This window comes from Pseudomonas sp., from assembly GCF_030690725.1.
In the GTDB taxonomy this organism is placed as follows: Bacteria; Pseudomonadota; Gammaproteobacteria; order Pseudomonadales; family Pseudomonadaceae; genus Aquipseudomonas.
In genome coordinates this window covers 16,137-34,511 of the sequence record NZ_JAUYGD010000039.1, presented here as the reverse complement: position 1 = coordinate 34,511, position 18,375 = coordinate 16,137, and the positions used below count along the sequence as shown (strand labels likewise).

The 18,375-nt window shown below is 60.1% G+C and carries 20 protein-coding genes; 9 read left to right on the top strand and 11 right to left on the bottom strand.

The features are described from left to right. Nucleotides 1–7 precede the first annotated feature (7 nt). Nucleotides 8–199, top strand: a complete 192-nt coding sequence (locus tag Q8O69_RS10415; protein WP_305591880.1) for a YnbE family lipoprotein — start codon at nt 8–10, stop codon at nt 197–199. Nucleotides 200–210: 11 nt separating this feature from the next. Then, nucleotides 211–555: a YdbL family protein gene (locus tag Q8O69_RS10410; protein ID WP_305591878.1), complete on the top strand. Its 345-nt coding sequence runs from the start codon at nt 211–213 to the stop codon at nt 553–555. 83 nt (nt 556–638) lie between these two features. On the opposite strand, the gene Q8O69_RS10405 is transcribed toward Q8O69_RS10410, so the two are convergent. The 5 genes from Q8O69_RS10405 to oscA all read right to left on the bottom strand — a co-directional run bounded on the left by Q8O69_RS10405 (nt 639) and on the right by oscA (nt 4,826). Continuing rightward, nucleotides 639–1,631, bottom strand: coding sequence for a sulfate/molybdate ABC transporter ATP-binding protein (locus tag Q8O69_RS10405; protein ID WP_090252921.1), 993 nt, complete (start codon nt 1,629–1,631; stop codon nt 639–641). 3 nt (nt 1,632–1,634) lie between these two features. Then, nucleotides 1,635–2,507 carry a sulfate ABC transporter permease subunit CysW gene (cysW, locus tag Q8O69_RS10400; protein WP_305591875.1) on the bottom strand — a complete coding sequence of 291 codons (873 nt, stop codon included), beginning with the start codon at nt 2,505–2,507 and terminating at the stop codon, nt 1,635–1,637. A gap of 10 nt (nt 2,508–2,517) precedes the next feature. Next, on the bottom strand, nt 2,518–3,336 hold the full coding sequence (gene cysT, locus Q8O69_RS10395) for a sulfate ABC transporter permease subunit CysT (RefSeq protein ID WP_305591873.1): 819 nt from the start codon (nt 3,334–3,336) through the stop codon (nt 2,518–2,520). A 130-nt stretch (nt 3,337–3,466) separates the two neighbouring features. Then, nucleotides 3,467–4,465: a sulfate ABC transporter substrate-binding protein gene (locus tag Q8O69_RS10390; protein WP_305591871.1), complete on the bottom strand. Its 999-nt coding sequence runs from the start codon at nt 4,463–4,465 to the stop codon at nt 3,467–3,469. 178 nt (nt 4,466–4,643) lie between these two features. Beyond that, entirely contained in the window at nt 4,644–4,826 is a 183-nt protein-coding gene (gene oscA / locus Q8O69_RS10385; RefSeq protein ID WP_305591869.1) for a sulfur starvation response protein OscA, read from the bottom strand. 262 nt (nt 4,827–5,088) lie between these two features. Between oscA and Q8O69_RS10380 the strand changes: the two genes are divergently transcribed. Beyond that, nucleotides 5,089–5,670 carry an alpha/beta hydrolase gene (locus Q8O69_RS10380; RefSeq protein ID WP_305591867.1) on the top strand — a complete coding sequence of 194 codons (582 nt, stop codon included), beginning with the start codon at nt 5,089–5,091 and terminating at the stop codon, nt 5,668–5,670. Nucleotides 5,671–5,756: 86 nt separating this feature from the next. After that, on the top strand, nt 5,757–6,746 hold the full coding sequence (locus tag Q8O69_RS10375; RefSeq protein ID WP_305591866.1) for a sigma-54-dependent transcriptional regulator: 990 nt from the start codon (nt 5,757–5,759) through the stop codon (nt 6,744–6,746). Here the strand turns inward: Q8O69_RS10375 and Q8O69_RS10370 are convergent. From Q8O69_RS10370 to Q8O69_RS10355, 4 genes are all read right to left on the bottom strand, one after another. Then, on the bottom strand, nt 6,737–7,918 hold the full coding sequence (locus Q8O69_RS10370) for a YeeE/YedE family protein (protein WP_305591864.1): 1,182 nt from the start codon (nt 7,916–7,918) through the stop codon (nt 6,737–6,739). The genes Q8O69_RS10375 and Q8O69_RS10370 overlap by 10 nt on opposite strands. 105 nt (nt 7,919–8,023) lie before the next feature. After that, nucleotides 8,024–8,950 carry a sulfurtransferase gene (locus tag Q8O69_RS10365; RefSeq protein ID WP_305591862.1) on the bottom strand — a complete coding sequence of 309 codons (927 nt, stop codon included), beginning with the start codon at nt 8,948–8,950 and terminating at the stop codon, nt 8,024–8,026. A 103-nt stretch (nt 8,951–9,053) separates the two neighbouring features. Next, nucleotides 9,054–10,289 (bottom strand): acyl-CoA dehydrogenase family protein, encoded by a 1,236-nt coding sequence (locus Q8O69_RS10360; RefSeq protein ID WP_305591860.1) that lies wholly within the window; start codon nt 10,287–10,289, stop codon nt 9,054–9,056. Nucleotides 10,290–10,291: 2 nt separating this feature from the next. Beyond that, nucleotides 10,292–11,260, bottom strand: a complete 969-nt coding sequence (locus Q8O69_RS10355) for an aliphatic sulfonate ABC transporter substrate-binding protein (RefSeq protein ID WP_305591858.1) — start codon at nt 11,258–11,260, stop codon at nt 10,292–10,294. Between the two features lie 383 nt (nt 11,261–11,643). Here Q8O69_RS10355 and Q8O69_RS10350 point away from each other — a divergent pair, with 383 nt between their 5' ends. The 4 genes from Q8O69_RS10350 (at nt 11,644) to Q8O69_RS10335 (ending at nt 15,661) form a co-directional block, all read left to right on the top strand. Beyond that, nucleotides 11,644–12,975, top strand: a complete 1,332-nt coding sequence (locus Q8O69_RS10350) for an OprD family porin (protein ID WP_305591856.1) — start codon at nt 11,644–11,646, stop codon at nt 12,973–12,975. Nucleotides 12,976–13,106: 131 nt separating this feature from the next. After that, nucleotides 13,107–14,099 (top strand): aliphatic sulfonate ABC transporter substrate-binding protein, encoded by a 993-nt coding sequence (locus Q8O69_RS10345; protein WP_305591855.1) that lies wholly within the window; start codon nt 13,107–13,109, stop codon nt 14,097–14,099. Between the two features lie 3 nt (nt 14,100–14,102). Then, nucleotides 14,103–14,927, top strand: a complete 825-nt coding sequence (locus Q8O69_RS10340) for an ABC transporter permease (protein WP_305591853.1) — start codon at nt 14,103–14,105, stop codon at nt 14,925–14,927. Nucleotides 14,928–14,929: 2 nt separating this feature from the next. Continuing rightward, nucleotides 14,930–15,661 (top strand): ABC transporter ATP-binding protein, encoded by a 732-nt coding sequence (locus Q8O69_RS10335; RefSeq protein WP_305591851.1) that lies wholly within the window; start codon nt 14,930–14,932, stop codon nt 15,659–15,661. Between the two features lie 141 nt (nt 15,662–15,802). On the opposite strand, the gene Q8O69_RS10330 is transcribed toward Q8O69_RS10335, so the two are convergent. Together Q8O69_RS10330 and Q8O69_RS10325 are read right to left on the bottom strand one after the other, a co-directional pair. Beyond that, nucleotides 15,803–16,345, bottom strand: coding sequence for a transposase (locus Q8O69_RS10330; protein WP_305591849.1), 543 nt, complete (start codon nt 16,343–16,345; stop codon nt 15,803–15,805). Nucleotides 16,346–16,502: 157 nt separating this feature from the next. Then, nucleotides 16,503–17,498 (bottom strand): sulfate ABC transporter substrate-binding protein, encoded by a 996-nt coding sequence (locus Q8O69_RS10325; RefSeq protein WP_305591847.1) that lies wholly within the window; start codon nt 17,496–17,498, stop codon nt 16,503–16,505. A 238-nt stretch (nt 17,499–17,736) separates the two neighbouring features. On the opposite strand from Q8O69_RS10325, the gene Q8O69_RS10320 reads away from it, so the two are divergent. Next, nucleotides 17,737–18,375 carry a peroxiredoxin gene (locus Q8O69_RS10320; protein ID WP_305591845.1) on the top strand — a complete coding sequence of 213 codons (639 nt, stop codon included), beginning with the start codon at nt 17,737–17,739 and terminating at the stop codon, nt 18,373–18,375.

Genomic DNA, 18,375 nt, shown 5'->3' with positions numbered 1-18,375 from the left:
AAGCGCCATGCGCTTGCGTAGTTGTTTCGCCGTCCTGCTACTAGGGCTGTTCAGTACGGCCTGCACCCCGACCGTACAGCTGGCGATGCCCAATGAGCCGATCAACATCAACCTCAATGTGAAGATCGAGCACGAAATCTATATCAAGGTGGATAAAGCCCTGGACAGCATGTTCAGCGAATCCAGCGGATTGTTCTAAGGAGCCCGAACATGAATATCTATAAGCGCCTTGCCAGCCTGTTACTGCTGCTCAGCCTGAGCGTGCCGGCTGTAGCCCTGAACCTTAACGAAGCTATGTCGGCCCTGAGCGACGCCAAAGCCAGCGGCCAATTGGGCGAAATGCCCAATGGCTATCTCGGAGTGGTCAGTAACGGTGGCCAGGCCGCCGAAATCGCCCAGTTGATCAACCAGGCGCGGCGCGCCGAATACCAGAAGCTGGCGGCGCAGAACGGCATCCAGCTCAGCGATGTGGAAGCAATTGCCGGGCAGAAGGCAATCGACAAAACGCCGACCGGACAGTACATCCAGCTTGAAGGTAAGTGGCAGCGCAAATAACACGATCTGCTGCGCGTCGCAGCCTCGGTGTTAAAAACAAAAAGGAGCGCATTGCGCTCCTTTTTTTGTTTTACAGCCAGAACTCAGCGCTGTTGAATCACCGGCTGCCCCGCTTTCGGTTTGAAGTACAGCGTTTCACCGCGAGTGAGGTTGGCCAGGCTGAGGTGATCCTTGGCCACTTCGGCTTCGATCGGCTCGCTCTGCCCAGCAACTTTAAGGGTTACGCGGGTGATTGCGCCGAGCGGGCGGATGTCGCGTACTTCACCGGCCTGGTGACCTGCTTCGGCCTGGCGCGAAAGATGAATCTCGTGCGGGCGGAACAGCACGTGGGTGTCGTTGCCGACGTACAAGCGGTTGGCATCGCCGAGAAAGTGGTAGACGAAATCACTGGCCGGCTTCTCGTACACCTCACCCGGCGAGCCGATCTGCTCAACCACGCCCTTGTTCATGACCACGATGCGGTCGGCCACTTCCATGGCTTCTTCCTGGTCGTGCGTGACGAATACCGAGGTCAGGTGCACTTCTTCGTGCAGACGCGCCAGCCAGCGGCGCAGTTCCTTGCGCACCTTGGCATCCAGGGCGCCGAAGGGTTCGTCGAGCAGCAGCACTTTCGGCTCTACCGCCAGGGCGCGCGCCAGGGCGATACGCTGACGCTGACCACCGGAAAGCTGCTCGGGGTAGCGATCCGCCAACCAGTCAAGCTGCACCAGATCAAGCAGATCGTGGACCTTCTTCTTGATCACATTCTCGTTCGGCCGCTCGCCCTTGGGCTTCATGCGCAAGCCGAAGGCGACGTTATCGAACACCGTCATATGGCGGAACAGCGCGTAGTGCTGAAACACAAAGCCGACGTTACGGTCGCGCACATCGTGGTTGGAGACATCTTCGCCGTGGAACTCGATGCTGCCGCTGTCCGGGGTTTCCAGGCCGGCGATGATGCGCAGCAAAGTGGTCTTGCCGCAGCCGGACGGGCCGAGCAAGGCCACCAGTTCGCCACTCTGGATATTCAGGTTGATGTCGTTCAGCGCTTTGAACGCATTGAAATTCTTGCTGACGTTAGAGATTGCAATCGACATGACTTATTCCTCGCCAGCACTGGCTTTCAGGCGGTTGATACGCGACTCGCTCCACTGCTTGAGCAGCAGGATAAACACCGCCAGCAACAGCAGCAGGCTGGCGACGCTGAACGCAGCGACGTGGTTGTATTCGTTGTAGAGAATCTCGACATGCAGCGGCAGCGTATTGGTGTAACCACGGATATGCCCGGAGACCACCGACACCGCGCCGAACTCGCCCATGGCCCGCGCAGTACAGAGCACCACGCCGTAGATCAGGCCCCATTTGATATTCGGCAGAGTCACGTGCCAGAACATCTGCCAACCATTGGCACCGAGCAGGCGCGCGGCCTCCTCTTCCTGGGTGCCCTGCTCCTGCATCAACGGGATCAGCTCGCGGGCAACAAAGGGCACGGTGACAAACACCGTGGCCAGGACGATGCCCGGCAAGGCGAAGATGATCTGGATATCGTGCTCACGCAGCCACGGGCCGAAGAAGCCCTGGGCGCCGAACAGCAGCACGTAGATCAGACCGGCTATCACTGGCGACACCGAGAACGGCAGGTCGATCAGGGTGACCAGAATACTCTTGCCGCGGAACTCGTACTTGCTCACGCACCAGGCTGCGGCCACGCCGAACACCAGGTTGAGCGGTACTGAAATACCCACGGCGAGCAGAGTCAGCTTCAGCGCACTGATCGCGTCGGGCTCGAAGATCGCGCCGAAGAAGGTGCCAAAGCCGTGCTTTAACGCCTCACTCAGTACGATAAACAGCGGCAACACGAGGAACAGCACAAACACCAGCCAGGCGCTGATGATCAGCAGCCTGCGACCGAGCACATTGCCGCGCCGTGCGGCGTTGGCCGAGGCTGACGCGCATAGGGTTACAGAAGACATGGCGACCTCCTCAGGACTTGGCGATCTGGCGCTGCAGCAGGTTAATCAGCAGCAGCAGAATGAAGGAGACCACCAGCATCAACACGCCAATAGCCGTAGCACCGGTGTAGTCGTACTGGTCGAGCTTGACCATGATCAGCAGCGGCAGAATCTCGGTTTTCATCGGCATATTGCCGGCGATAAAAATCACCGAACCGTACTCACCAATGCCACGGGCAAAGGCCAGGGAGAAGCCAGTCAGCCAGGCCGGTAGCAACGCCGGCAGCAGCACATGGCGAAACACCTGCAGTGGTTTGGCACCGAGGCAGGCCGCGGCCTCTTCGACCTCGCGGGGAATATCAGCCAGTACGGGTTGGATGGTGCGCACCACAAACGGCAGGGTGACAAAGGTCAGCGCCAGGGTGATGCCGATGGGCGTGTAGGCAATTTTGAAACCCAGGTCGGTGGCGAACTGGCCGACCAGGCCGCTGGGGGCATACAAGGCGGTCAGGGCGATACCGGCAACGGCGGTGGGCAAGGCAAAAGGCAGGTCGATCATCGCCTCTATCACCTTGCGCCCCGGGAAGCTGTATCGCACCAACGCCCAGGCCAGCAGCGTGCCGATAATGCCGTTGATTACGGCGGCCGCGAAGGCAGTGGCAAAGCTCAGCTTGAGCGCTGCCAGTACCCGCGGTGCGGAAATAATCGCCCAAAACTCAGCCCAGGTAAGCTGAGCGGCGTGAACAAACATGGCACCCAGAGGAATCAGCACCAACAGGCTGAGGTACACCAGGGTGTAGCCCAACGTCAGCCCGAAGCCGGGTATGACCGGGGAAGTACGACGAGACATGGATATTCCTTCAGTAGGGCGGGTGAAACCCGCCACTGGCATCCGCGATCTGGCGGGTTGCACCCGCCCTACAGAAAACTCGAATCTGGCAACCGTGGGGGACAAGGCTTTGCCATGTCCACCCTACGAATCACTGCACCTGGTAGATCTGGTCGAAGATGCCGCCGTCGTTGAAAAACTTCGGCTGTGCGGTTTTCCAACCGTTAAAGTCCTTGTCGATGGTCACCAGCTTCAGTTCCGGGAACTGCTTGGCAAACTCACCGGCAATGGCCTGGTTACGCGGACGGTAGAAGTGCTTGGCGGCCAGACGCTGACCTTCATCGCTGTACAGGTAGTTGAGGTAAGCCTCGGCCACTTTGCGCGTGCCCTTCTTGTCGACGTTTTCATCGACTACAGCCACCGGCGGCTCGGCCAGGATCGACAGCGACGGTGCGACGATTTCGAAGTTGTCGCCGCCCTCTTCTTTCAATGCCAGGAAAGCTTCGTTTTCCCAGGCCAGCAGCACGTCGCCGATCTGGTTGTTGACGAAGGTGATGGTCGAACCACGGGCACCGGTGTCGAGCACCGGCACGTTCTTGTAGAGCTTCTCGACGAACTCTTGGGCTTTCTCTTCGCTGCCGTACTTCTGCTGGGCGTAGGCCCAGGCGGCGAGGAAGTTCCAGCGCGCACCGCCGGAGGTTTTCGGGTTCGGGGTGATCACTTCAACGCCCGGTTTGACCAGGTCATCCCAGTCCCTGATGCCTTCCGGGTTGCCTTTGCGCACCAGGAACACGATGGTCGAGGTGTACGGCGTGCTCGATTGCGGCAGACGCTCCTGCCAATTTTCCGGAATCAGCTTGCCGAGCTTGTACAGCTCGTCAATGTCACCGGCCAGGGCCAGGGTCACCACATCGGCACGCAGGCCATCGATTACCGCACGGGCCTGCTTGCCCGAGCCACCGTGGGACTGCTGGATGGTGATGGCTTCATTGCCCTGGGCTTGCCAGTGCTTGTTGAAGGCAGTGTTGAATTCACTGTAAAGCTCGCGGGTCGGGTCGTAGGACACGTTGAGCAGGGTTTCTGCGGCGGCCACCGGGCCTGCAAGAATGGCGCTGGCAAGGGCAGCGAGGGCAAAACGGCGAATGGACATGGTGCAGCTCCTAAAATTTTTGAGTGTTTGTTGGCTTTTTCTTTAGGGGGTGGCGGTCAACAGCGCATTCGCGGCTGGCCACTGCAATACCGGTGTGTGCTCATGGTTTCTGCTCGGTTCATGCTCACACCCTCCGGTTGTCCAGTCGGGTTTTGAGGCTCGGTGTTGGTTTGACGGGTCAGGCGTTCTTGCCGGCCGGAGCCTGCAAGCGGAATTTTTCCTTACGCTCGATCTGCACGACCTGGCCGTTGTGCACGGTGATTTCCACCGAGCCAAACTTCAGGCCGTTCAGTGCAGCCTGGATCTCGCGCAGGATGCTGGCGTCGTCCTGACCTTCAAGGTTACGAAGGGTTACGGTCATGGTAGTGCTCCTTGAAATAGCCCCACTGCGAGCGACGAAAACTGGTCGTGGTCAGTGGGCGTGGAGCGGATAGTAGAGAGCCGCTAATATTCTTAAAAAGATTATTTAAGAACATTTATATTCTTTTTTTACATATGAAAATCCATAACCTTCTCGCACAGAGAAATGAGATTTCAGGCATAAGCAAATAAGTTCTTATTCTTTTTGATATTCATCAGTCCTCCCTACACTGCAGCCATTCACATCTGCAGGAGGGCGCACGATGCGCAACGAAACTATCCGTTACCTGATAGTGCCGGGCTGGCAAGGATCGGCCGACGAGCATTGGCAGAGCCACTGGCAGCGCAGCCTGCCGAACAGCGCCCGGGTGGAACAGGCCGACTGGCTAAACCCCAAGCGTGAAGACTGGGTCGCCGAATTGCAGCGCAGCATCGCCAGCGACCCACGCCCGACCATCCTGATTGCCCATAGCCTGGGCTGCATCACCGTGGCGCACTGGGCAGCTCAGGCCCCGGTGGAATCGCTGCGGCGGGTAAGGGCCGCGCTCCTTGTCGCCCCAGCCGATGTGGAACGGGCCAACTGCCCGCCAGCACTGCAGAACTTTGCCCCGATCCCCCAGCACTCACTGCCCTTCCCCAGCCAGTTGGTGGGCTCGGATAACGACACAGCTGCAAGTGCCGCGCGGGCTATCGAAATGGCCCGTGACTGGGGCAGCGATGTGAGCATTCTCAGCGGCGCCGGGCATATCAATGTGAAGTCCGGGCATCAGCGCTGGGAGCAGGGTTTCGCCTACCTCTATCGCTTGCAGAGCCGTATCGAACAAGCCGACCGCCGCCGCGCCTGAAAAGCCAATCGCCCGAACGGCCGCAGGCCCTGTAAAGATCATGCAACCTGCCTGCTCGCAATCCGAGCCGGGCTGGAGACTCGTTGATGAGCCAGAACACTTTCGGTGGCCAACCGCTGCTGACCTTTCCCGATGCAGAAAAAAGCCCGCTAAGCATCCGCGCCAAAGCGCTGGTGTTTATCGATCCCCGCTCCCGGCAGCTACGCGACCAGGTCGAGCTGCTTGCCACACAACCTTTACCGCTGCTGATTGAAGGCGAAACCGGCACCGGTAAAGAGTTGTTGGCGCGGCATATCCACCGCGCCAGCGAACGGCCGGGGCTGTTTGTCGCGCTCAGCTGCAGCGGCCTCAGCAGCAAGCATGCCCAGGCAGAACTGTTCGGCTATGCCGCAGGCGCCTATCAAGGCAGCGCCAGCAGCCGGGCCGGCTGGTTTGGCTCGGCCAACAACGGCACCCTGTATCTGGATGAAATCGGCGACCTACCGCTGCCGCTGCAAGCTGAACTGCTTAGCGCCCTGGAAACCGGTGAAGTGCTGCGAGTCGGCGCCAGCCAGCCGAGCCCGGCAGATGTCCGGCTGCTGGCTGCAACCAGCATCGACCTGGCTCAGGCCGTGGCAGCTGGCAAATTCAATGAGCGGCTATACGGTTATCTAAGCGACGGTCGCCTTGACCTGCCGCCACTGCGTGAACGCACCGGCGATATCCTACCCATGGCGGAATACTTCCTCGGCATCTACGCCCAGCGCCTGAGTCTGCCGCTGCCTGCCATCAGCGATGCCGCACAGCAGCGGCTAGAGGCCCACAACTGGCCAGGCAATACCCGCGAGTTGGAGAACGTTATCCACTTCGCCCTGCTGGTCAGCAGCGGTGATGAGATTCTCAGCCAACACCTCAACCTGGTAGGCAGCGTTGCACCCTTTACAGCCGTGCAAACCGCGATTGAGGCGATACTCAATGATGCTCAGCCTGAGCAACTGCACGCGTTGCAACAACTGCTCAACGGTAGCCAAGAGCGCCTGCACACTTTAATCAACGTCGCAGACACCCCGGCTAGCCAGAACGCCGATTACCAGTAACGGCGTATACGCAGCCCGAGCCAAACACCCACTAAACAAAACACCGCAAACACCCAGCCGGACAACGCGCCGGCCATGATCCCTGAGAGCAGCGTGCCCACGGTGCAACCCAGCGCCAGCATGCTGCCCCAGCCCAGCAATACGCCGCCGAGCAGATTACGCAGCAGTTCACTGACGCGCGGACGCTTGGGCTGGAAGTCCCCCGCCAGCAAGGCGCTGACCCAGGACGCCACAACCAGGCCGAGAATAAACAGACCGTTATTCGACAGCAGCGCCTCTTTGACCGCCGTGGCGCAGCCGGAAAAGCTGTCCAGGCCTTCCAGCCGCTCCGGTAGCCAGCCCAGCCCGTCTGCCGCGGTGCGCGCCACACTGCCTAACTCCGCCGTCACGCCCAGTGGGCCAACACGCAGATAACTCAAGGTGGCGAGAAAGCCGATCAGCACACCGCCCACCCAGGTCGGCCAGCGTTGGCCAAACAGCAGTTGCCGCAGGTTGCGCGCAACCACGCGCGGTTCAGTGCTCGCTTGCACATGCAACAGCAGCCAGGAGGCCAAACCACCGAGCAACGCGATCTGCAACAGAAACGACATGCCATAGCCCTGCCAAGCCGGCAACCAGACCACCGGAGCCTGCTGGATGCTCAGCAGATACAGCGGGTTCCAGCAGAGAAAACCCAAAAAGAAACCGATCAAGGCGCCGAACAGCGCAAACAGCGAAGCAAACGCCCCCTCGCCCAGGCGGTAGAGATGGGCACTGATACACGAGCCGGACAGCGCCATGCCGATGCCGAACACCGTGGCGCTCAACCCCAGCACCCAACTCAGCGGCCCAACATGCGCATCCGGCGGCAAGCGCCCACTGCTCGGGTCTGGCACAAAGGCGCCAAATACCAGGTGATAACCCAGGGTGCCCACCGCCAGCGCAGCGAGGATGCCGAGCAACCCATCCGGTTTGCGCTGCTCGATAAAGTCGCGGGTCACGCAGAAAAAGCAGAAGCGCGAACGCTGCAACAACAGGCCGAACAACGCCCCGCCGAGCAAGGACAGGCTCAACGCCTGGCTGTCACTGTCCGCGCCGCCCAACTGCCAGGCAGCAAACACCAGGCCCAGGCTCAATACCGCCGCCAATGCACTGGCCCAGCGTCCCGGCGCCTGCAACGCAGTCGTTGCCATAGTGGCTCCTCAGATAAAAGAAGAGTGAGCGCCCTGCCTGAACGCTCACCCTAAACAGGGGCATGGGGCTGGCCCATGCCATGATTTTTTCACCGTGGAGCAGGCTTATTTGCCGCCCCACACGGTGCCGGCCACGTTGACTACCGGTACGCCCACGGCATTTCCGTATTCGGTCCAGGAGCCGTCGTAGTTACGTACGTCGTAACCGAGGATTTTCTTCAGGGCGAACCAGGTGTGGCTGGAGCGCTCACCGATGCGGCAATAGGTGATGATCGGCTTGCTGCCATCAATACCCACCGCGCCGTAAACCTTTTTCAGTTCTTCAACCGATTTGAAGGTGCCATCGGCAGCCACTGCTTGCCCCCAAGGAACGTTGACTGCACCTGGCACGTGGCCGACGCGCACTGCCAGTTCCTGCACACCTTGCGGGGCAAAGACCTTGCCGTTGTATTCATCAGCGGAACGGATATCCACCAGTTGCACATCGCTGCGCTTCTCTGCCGCTGCGAGCACGTCCGGGAGGAAGGCGCGCAGGTCTTTATTCGCCGCCTTGACCGTGACATTGCCGGCTACCGGCGTTTTCGCGCGGTTATCCAGAGCGCGTTTTTCCGCCTCCCACTTCACTCGACCGCCATCGAGCAATTTGACGTTGTCCACGCCATACACATCGAACACCCAGGCGCCCCAGGCAGCGAACCAGTTGTTGTTATCGCCGTAGAGCACCGTGGTGGTATCTGCGGAGATGCCCGATTTGCGCAGCAACGCCTGGAAGTTTTCCTGGCTGGCGATATCACGGCGCACCGGATCGACCAGATCACGGTGCCAGGCAAAGTTCACCGCACCTGGGATATGCCCACGCTCGTAAACGCCCGGTGCAACACTCACCTCGATGATCCGCACCTTGGGGTTGTTCAGGTTCTTTTCCAGCCACTCGGTGCTGACCAGCACATCACTGGCGGCCAGCGCCTGGGCGGCTTGCAACAGCGTGGCAGCAGCCAGCAGGCCGGCACCAAACAGGTTTTTTATATTCATTTCACACTGCCTCAACGGTTATGAAACACGGCCAGGTGGCCCGTATTGGTTTACTGGTTTATCAATCTGCGGCATGTCTTTCTGCGCGCACCTCCCTGTCGTATCAGCCATACAGCGAAGGCGTGGGCGCCTTGCCGTTGAGTAACCAGTGCCCGAGATCGCGCACCTTGTAATCGAGCGGGTCATGCAGGCTGTGCACCCGCACGTTTCTCCAGAAGCGATCAAATCCGTACTTCGAACTGGTGGAACTGGCGCCCATGCTTTCAAAAATGCGCGAGGTGATTTCCAGCGCGGCACGCGCCGAGACCACCTTGGCTTCGCTGATGGCCAAGGCCACCTCAGCGCGCTCAGCCGCGGTCAATGCGGGTTTCTCCCAGGCGCTCTGCAGGCGTTGCGCGGCGTTATCGGCCAGCAATTGGGCACTGCGAAACAGCAGCCACAGTTCGCCATAACGCTGTTGGATAAAGGGATCATCACTGGCCAGGACCACCCCGGAAGCCGGCCAGGCACGGCTGTGTTCACGGGTGTAGCGCAGTGCTGCGTCCAGCGCGCCTTGGGCATTGCCCAGGTACAACTGGGTCAGGATCAATTGCGACAGGCAGGCGCGCAGCGTGGTGCGCGGGCTTACGCCGCTGGGACCGAGCAGTTCGCTGCTGTCGACAAACACATTGTCGAACTGCACCGTGCCGCTGTCCGTTTGGCGCTGGCCGAAACCGTCCCAGTCATCATTTATCGCCAGCCCTTCTCGCTGGCTGGGCAGCACGATAAATACGCGGTCTTCCGGGTTGTGGCTGCGTGGCGCGCTGATCACCAGAGCATCAGCGCCCAAGGCACCCGAGCAGAATGACTTGCTGCCATTGAGCTCGAAATGCTCCTCACGGCGACTGAGTTTCAGGCGGGTATCGCGGCCATTGGTGGCGTTGCCCCAGAACCAGCGCTCATGCACCGTGCGCGTAAGCCAGTGGCGCTGCTGATCGGGGCTGCCGAACAGCAGGATGGTCGCCACCTGCAGGTGTTGAAAGGCAAACAGATGCGCCAGGGAGCTATCCACGGCCGCCAGATAACGGATCACCCGGTAGATCTCTGGCCACACCAGCCCTTGCCCCCCGAACTGCTGCGGGATGGCCAGGGTCAGCAGGCCACTGTCACGCAGCAACTGACGCTCGGTCTGGGCACTGCCACCCTGCCGATCACGCTGCACCGCGGTGGCCGCCAGTTTGCGGGCCAGGCGCTCGATCTTGCCGCTGCGGCTCGCAAAGTCACTGGGAAACAGCCGTGGATCGAACAGCGGCGCAGTACTATCGAAGGCTTGGGAATTGGCACGAAGCTCGGCGGCCATGGTTATTGCGCCTTCCAGATAGCCACATCAAGGGCGTTCACCGCGTTGGGCAGCAAGCCTTCGGCGACAAAGGCGTCAGCAATTTTCTGCTGCTCCTTGAGGCTCTGCGGCTGCACCAAACGCACCTGATAGCTACGCCGAGCATTGGCCTGTTCGACGATGGCGGGGTCCAGACCGCCCCACAGCGGGCTAAGCACTTGCGCCGCAGCGCGCGGGTTGGCGCGCAGCCAATCACCGGTCTTCACCAGCTCGTCGAAGACCACCGCCAACACCTGCGGATTGTTTTTGGCAAACGCGGTACTGGTCAGGTAATAGCGCTGGTAATCGGCCAGCTGCTGGCCATCGGCCAAGGTGCGCGTCGGCAACTGCTGCTGGGCACCGCTGAGAAAGGGTTCCCAGGTGACCCAGGCATCGACTTTGCGGTTTTCGAATGCGGCGCGGCCGTCAGCCGGAGTCAGATAGGCAGGCTCAATGTCACTGAATTTAAGGCCGGCTTTGGCCAATGCTGCGAGCAACAGGTAATGGCTGCCAGCCGCCTTGGTGACCGCGACTTTCTTACCTTTGAGTTGCCCTACGCTGCGCAGCGGCGAATCATCACGCACGATAATCGCCTGAGCCGATGGCGACGGCGCTTCCTGGGCGAAATAGGTCAGCTGCGCACCGGCGGCCTGGGCAAATACTGGCACGGTATCGGCGACATCGGCAGATACGTCGATATTGCCGACGTTCAGCGCCTCCAATAGCGGTTGGCCGTTGGGGAATTCATGCCAGCTGATACTGACATCCTGCTTGGCCAGGGCCTTCTCAAGATCCCCGTTGCTTTTCAATAAGCTGATTAAGGTCGAAGACTTCTGGTAACCAATGCGCAGTTGCGTGGCGGCATCAGCGGGCAGCACGCTGGCCAGTGCCAGGCTTAGGGACAAGCCCACGCTCAGCAAGGGACGACGTTTGAATAGGGAGCGGCTAGGCATGGCAGACCTCGTCAAGGACGTGCCGGCCTTTGAATAAGCCGGATCACGACAAACTTCAGGGATGAACAGGAAGTCCGGTGATCCGGTGGAGACAAGCTAAATGATCTAAAAAAGGCGATGCAAATAATTTTTAAGCATTAGCTTATGGGCTTCACGACTAAGCATCGCTTATTCTTTTTAGTTACTACAAAGTGAAAATAAATTCTTTTTAGGGATTACGAATAATCCCTACAGTGCGCCCAAGCCGACAGCGGACCACCGCATCGGGCCCATAACAGGGGCTCCTTGATACCGCTAAGACAGGTGCAACGCACACCGTCCGCTCGAGCCCCTTCTGCAGTGCCAAACACATTCCGCACAGACCTGCATTTGGAGCATCGAGCATGAACAAGTCCACACTGGCCCTGGCCGTTACCCTCGCCGCCCTCGCCAACCAGGCCACCGCCGCCGGCTTTATCGAAGACAGCAAAGCCACCCTCGGCCTGCGTAATTTCTATTTCGACCGCGATGATAAAAACACCGCCAACAGCAACAACGAAGCCAGTGAATGGGGCCAGGGGTTTATCTTTAACTACCAGTCCGGCTACACCGAAGGCACCGTAGGTTTTGGCCTGGACGCCATCGGTCTGGTGGGTATCAAGCTAGACTCCGGCGGCGATAGCAGCACGCCACGTAGCCGCGCCCCTGGCGCATTGTTCCCCCTGGAAAGCGACGGCAGTGCGGTGGACAACTACGGCAAGGCCGGTGTCACCGCCAAAGCGCGCCTGTCCAAGACCGAACTGCGCATCGGCACCCTGCAGCCCAAGCTGCCGGTGATCAACTTCAACGATGGCCGTCTACTGCCGCAAACCTTTGAGGGCGCACAAGTCACCTCCGCCGAGATCGACGGCCTGACCCTCACTGCCGGCCAGTTGGAAAGCACCAAGACCCGCAGTTCCACTGACGATATCGCCCTGCGCATTGGTGGCGCGGCCAGCTTCCAGGGCAAAGCTGCCGACTCCAATGAATTCATCTACGCCGGTGGCGATTACAAGATCACCAAGGACCTCACCGCACAGTATTACTACGGCAACCTGGAAGACTTCTACAAACAGCACTTCCTCGGCCTGACCCACAATCTGGCTTTGCCGGTCGGCGCGCTGAAAACTGACCTGCGCTATTTCAACAGCGGCTCAGACGGCAAGAACGGCAACCTGGCTGGCCGCACCGAAGGCTACAAAAGCAGTGGTTTCTGGCGTGCAGGCGACAGCAAAAACGGTGAAGTGGATAACAACACCTGGAGCGCCCTGTTCACTTACAGCCTGAGCGGCCACGCCCTCAGCGCCGGTTACCAGCAAGTTTCCGGCAACAGCGCCTTCCCGTTTGTCAGCCAGGGCGACGGTGCCACCGCGTACCTGATCACCGACCGGCAGATCGGCAAGTTCGCCAGCGCTGGTGAGCGCACCTGGCTGGCCGAATACGGTTATGACTTTGCCAGCGCCGGCATTCCCGGCCTGAAAGCCACCGTGACCTACCTGTCGGGCAGCAACATTGACGCCGCCGACAGCGACCGCAAGGAATGGGAGCGCGACTTCCGCGTGGATTACACCTTGCAGGAAGGTGCACTGAAAGGCCTGGGTCTGTCCTGGCGTAACGCCACCTTCCGTGGCAACACCAGTGCTGCAGATCAGGACGAAAACCGCCTGATCGTCAGCTACAGCCTGCCGCTGCTCTAAGGCCAGCCGGCAACAACACACCCCAATGTGTACCGGCCTGACCACAGGCCGGTTTTAACCCCGCAATAGCTCTGACCTGAAGTGCCCGTCCACGGGTCGACAGGCGACAACCCTAACCAGAGGAAACGACCATGAGTCTGTTCAATCTGCGTCGGGGGCTGACCGCCCTGTTTGTGGCGATTCTGCCTGCCGGCGCCTATGCCGAAACACCCAAAGAAGTCCGTCTGGACTACGCCTATTACGCCCCCACCAGCCTGGTGCTCAAGCAACAAGGGCTGCTTGAAAAAGCCCTTGCGCCGCAAGGCATCAGCGTCAAATGGGTATTCAGCCAGGGCAGCAACCGCTCGCTGGAATACCTCAATGGCGGCAGCACTGATTTTGCCTCCACTGCGGGCCTGGCCGCCGTACTCAGCCGCGCCAATGGCAGCCCGATCAACACCATCTACGTGGCCAGCCGTCCGGAATGGACCGCTCTGGTCGTGCCCAAGGATTCGCCGATCAACAGCCTGGCCGATCTGAAAGGCAAGAAAATCGCCGCCACCAAAGGCACCGATCCATTCCTGTTCCTCCTGCAGAGCCTGCAGAAAGCCGGGCTGGACAAGAACGCCGTGGAAATTGTCCACCTGCAGCACCCCGATGGCCGCACGGCACTTGAGCGTGGCGATGTCGACGCCTGGGCCGGGCTTGATCCACTGATGGCCTCCAGCCAACTGCAAGCCGGTTCGCGCCAGCTGTACCGCAACCTCGATTTCAACAGCTACGGCGTGCTCAGCGTCACCGAGAAATTCGCCGCCACTCAGCCTGAGCTGATCAAGCAGGTGATCGGCGCCTACGAACAGGCCCGCGAGTGGGCGATTGCCAACCCGGATGCATTGGCACAGCTGCTCGCCGACGAAGCCAAGCTGCCGCTGGAAGTGGCCAAGCTGCAACTGTCGCGTACCGACTTCAGCAACTCGCAGCCGGGCGCCGAGCATATCGCCGCGCTGAAAGCCGCCGCGCCGATCCTGCTGGATGAGCAACTGGTTCGCCCAGGCACTGACGTGGCCAAGGTGGTGGAGCAACTGATCAGCCCGCAACTGGCTGCCAGCGTGATCAAGCAATCCCTAGCCAAGGCGAGCAACTAAGTCATGGGTACCCTCAACCTCAGGCTTAGCCGTTGGGCCGAGCGCTTACCCAGCCTGCGTCCATCGCTGGCCAATCTGCGTGGTTGGGCGGTACCTCTGGCGCTGCTGCTGGGTCTGGAAGCGCTGGTGCGTTTCGGCGTGTTGCCCGCGCACCAGATGCCTGCGCCGACTCAGGTGGCGCAAACCCTGTTCAACCTGGCGGTCAGTGGCGAGTTGCTGCGGCATATCAATGCCAGCCTGCTACGGGTGGCTGCCGGCTTTCTGATCGGTGCCGGACTGGCGATCGTGATCGGCACCTGGGTCGGCCTTAGCCGCCGCGCAGAGGCCTACCTTGAGCCGACCTTTCAGGCCTTGCGGGCCATTCCCAGCCTGGCTTGGGTTCCCCTGCTGCTGCTCTGGCTGGGGATTGATGAAACGCCCAAGGTGGTGCTGATTGCCCTTGGCGCATTCTTTCCGGTGTACCTGGCGCTGCTGGCCGGTATCCGCAATATCGACCGCAAGCTGGTCGAGGTCGGCCAGCTGTATCAGCTCAGCCGCTTCGCCCTGGTGCGGCGGATTCTTCTGCCGGCCGCCCTGCCCAACCTGTTTACCGGGCTGCGCGGCGCACTGAGCCTGAGCTGGATGTTCCTCGTGGCGGCCGAGCTGATTGCCGCCACCCGTGGCCTTGGCTACCTGCTAAGCGATGGTCGGGAAACCTCACGGCCCGACCTGGTGATTGCCGCCATTGTGCTGCTGGCGGTGCTCGGCAAGCTCAGCGACAGCCTGCTCAAATACTGGGAAACCCGCGCCCTGAGCTGGCGCGACAGTTATCAGGGTGGGGAGAACTGAACATGAGCGCACTCCTGCAACTGCAGAACATTCATAAAGCCTACGACGGCCTGCGCGTACTCGACGATGTCAGCCTGAGCCTGGCGCCTGGCGAGATCGTCAGCCTGCTCGGCCCCAGTGGTTGCGGCAAAAGCACCCTGCTACGCATCGCCGCCGGGCTCGATCAGGACTTCAGCGGCGCGCTGGAATTCAACCCACTGCTGCAGTTCGGCCGTGGCACCGGCATCGGCGTGGTGTTTCAGGAACCACGACTGATGCCCTGGCTGAATGTGGCGCAGAACGTCAGCTTCGCCGATGGCTGGATTGCCAACGACAAATGGGTGCAGCAACTGCTGCACGATGTCGGCCTCAGCGGCCATGCCAATGCCCTGCCCAAACAGCTTTCCGGCGGCCAGGCGCAACGCGCGGCGATTGCCCGCGGGCTGTATGGCAAACCCCATGTGCTGCTGCTCGACGAGCCGTTCAGCGCGGTGGATGCCTTCACCCGCATGAAACTGCAGGACCTGCTCAGCGAGCTAGCCGAGCGCTATGAAATCGCCGTGCTGCTGGTCACCCATGATCTGGACGAGGCGTTCTACCTGAGCGACCGCGTACTGATTCTCGGCGGCACACCCAGCCGCCTGCAGCGCGAACTGGCGGTGCCGCTGGCGCGGCCACGGGACCGTCGCTCGGCAGAACTGGCTTACCTGCGTGGCGAGGCCCTGACTGAGCTGTACCAGTCCCACGCGATCTAAGCGAATTCCTCAAGGTGGAATCTTTACCGGGCACATGGCCCGGTTTTTTTATGGGCGTTACGTACGCGGGTTACACCTGCCCTACACGGTCGTAATTGCTTAGGCCTTCCCGGTCGTAGGGCGGGTGAAACCCGCGGACCGTTACTCGCCCACCTGCATTCCCTCGTCTGCCGAACCACCCCAATCTGCTGGATAAATGCCCTGGCGCACATAGCGATGAAACGACGACCACGGCCAATCTTTCACGTGCCCGACAAGCCCATGCTTCAGCGGGTTGCCATGCAGGTAGTCGAGATGCTGGTGCAAGTCGCGCTCATCACGAATCAGGTGCTCCCAGAAACGCGGCTGCCACAACGTGCCGCAGCCCTTACTCAAAAGCCGTTCATTCAGATACTCGGGTCGCCTATAGGCGGGGCCACAGCTGCGGGTGACATGACGCTTTATCAGCTGCCAGCGTGTGGAAAAGTCCGCGTCGCCTTCCGGCAGAGTCCAGATCGCATGCAGATGGTCAGGTAGCAGCACCCAGCCGTCGATACGAAAGGGCAAGGTCTGCCGCACCTGCGAGATCCCCTCGCGCAGCGCGCTACGAATATCGGAGTTGATCAGGATCGGTTGGCGGTGTGCGGTCACTACTGTGAAGAAGTAGGTGCCGCCAGGAACGGCGGCGCGACGGTAATAAGGCATCACAACATCCGTGTTGTGGTGGGCGGATCAGCGCAGTGTAGGTCAGCACGCGGGTTTCACCCGCCCTACGATTTAGTCTGCCGTAGGACGGGTGAAACCCGCGAATCGCTAACAAGAAGCCCGGCACATGGCCGGGCTTTTTTATTTCAGGTACGCCTTATTGCGCGGTGTATATCTGGTCGAACAGGCCACCGTCCTTAAAGTGGGTGTTCTGGATCACCGGCCAGTCGCCGAAGGTCTTCACCACGTTGAAGAAGGTGACTTTCGGGAAGCGGTCGGCGAACTCGGCGAGGATGACCGGGTTGCGTGGACGCAGGTAGTTGTTGGCGGCGATGCGCTGGGCTTCGTCGGACCACAGGTATTTCAAGTAGGCCTCGGCTTCCTTACGAGTACCTTTTTTGTCGACCACCTTGTCGACCACCGCAACCGGTGGTTCAGCCTCGGCGGAGACGCTCGGGTAGACCACTTCGAAGCTGCCACGGCCGAACTCGCGGGCGATCATCTCGGCTTCGTTCTCGAAGGTCACCAGCACGTCACCGATCTGGTTCTGGATAAAGGTGGTGGTGGCGGCGCGGCCGCCGGTGTCGAGGACCGGAGCCTGCTTGAACAGCTTGCCGACAAACTCCTTGGCGGCTTTCTCGTCGCCGCCTTTTTCCAGCACATAGCCCCAGGCAGACAGGTAGGTGTAGCGGCCGTTACCAGAGGTCTTCGGGTTGGGTACCACCACCTGCACGCCGTCCTTGAGAAGGTCCGGCCAATCCTTCAGACCTTTGGGGTTGCCTTTGCGCACGATAAATACGGTAGCCGAGGTAAACGGCGCGCTGCTGTTCGGTAGGCGTTCGGCCCAGTTTTTCGGGACCAGGCCGCCATTGTCGGCCAACGCATTAATGTCGGTGGCCATGTTCATGGTGATCACGTCGGCGGGCAGGCCGTCGATTACCGCGCGGGCCTGTTTGCTAGAGCCGCCGTGAGACATCTGCAGCACCAACGGCTTACCACCCTCAGCCTGCCAGTGTTTCTGGAAGGCGGTGTTGTAGTCCTTGTAGAAGTCACGCATTACGTCATAGGAGACGTTGAGCAGGGTCGTCGCCTGGGCGCTGGAGCCGAAGATCAGGCCGGCGGCCAGCAACGAGAAAGGTAAGAGTCGTTTCATTACGCATCCTTTGAATGAGGTGTGCGGCGACTATAAAAGCGGTTTTTTATTCTTAGAAAGAATAGTTAGTTACTTGCTTATGCATTTACCTGCTTTTCAACAGCTGCGGTTGATTTGATGGTGGCATCACCCTCAAAGACCTAAAAGTTATAAATAAATCGTTATTTATTCTTTTTACTATTTTTTGTTCCTGAGCATAGTGAGCGCCACGCAACGGACTTTACCAAGGAGAATACGCATGACCATCCGACTCGGCGATATCGCCCCCGACTTCGAACAGGACTCCAGTGAAGGCCGCATTCGCTTCCACGAATGGCTGGGCAATAGCTGGGGCGTGCTGTTCTCTCACCCCGCCGACTTCACCCCGGTGTGCACCACCGAGCTGGGCTTTACCGCCAAGCTGAAAGAGCAGTTCGCCGAGCGCGGCGTTAAGGCCATCGCCCTGTCGGTTGACCCGGTGGACTCGCACCTGAAGTGGATCGACGACATCAACGAAACGCAGAACACCAAGGTCAATTTCCCGATCCTGGCTGACGCTGATCGCAAGGTCTCCGACCTTTACGACCTGATCCACCCGAACGCCAACGACACCCTGACCGTGCGTTCGCTGTTCATCATCGACCCGAACAAAAAGGTGCGCCTGACCATCACCTACCCGGCCAGCACCGGGCGCAACTTCCACGAGATTCTGCGGGTGATTGATTCGCTGCAACTGACCGACAACCACAAGGTCGCCACCCCAGCCAACTGGGTAGATGGTGATGAGGTGGTGATCGTGCCGTCGCTCAAGGACGAGGAAGAAATCAAGCAGCGCTTCCCCAAAGGCTACCGCGCCGTCAAACCTTACCTGCGTCTGACCCCGCAGCCGAACCGCTAA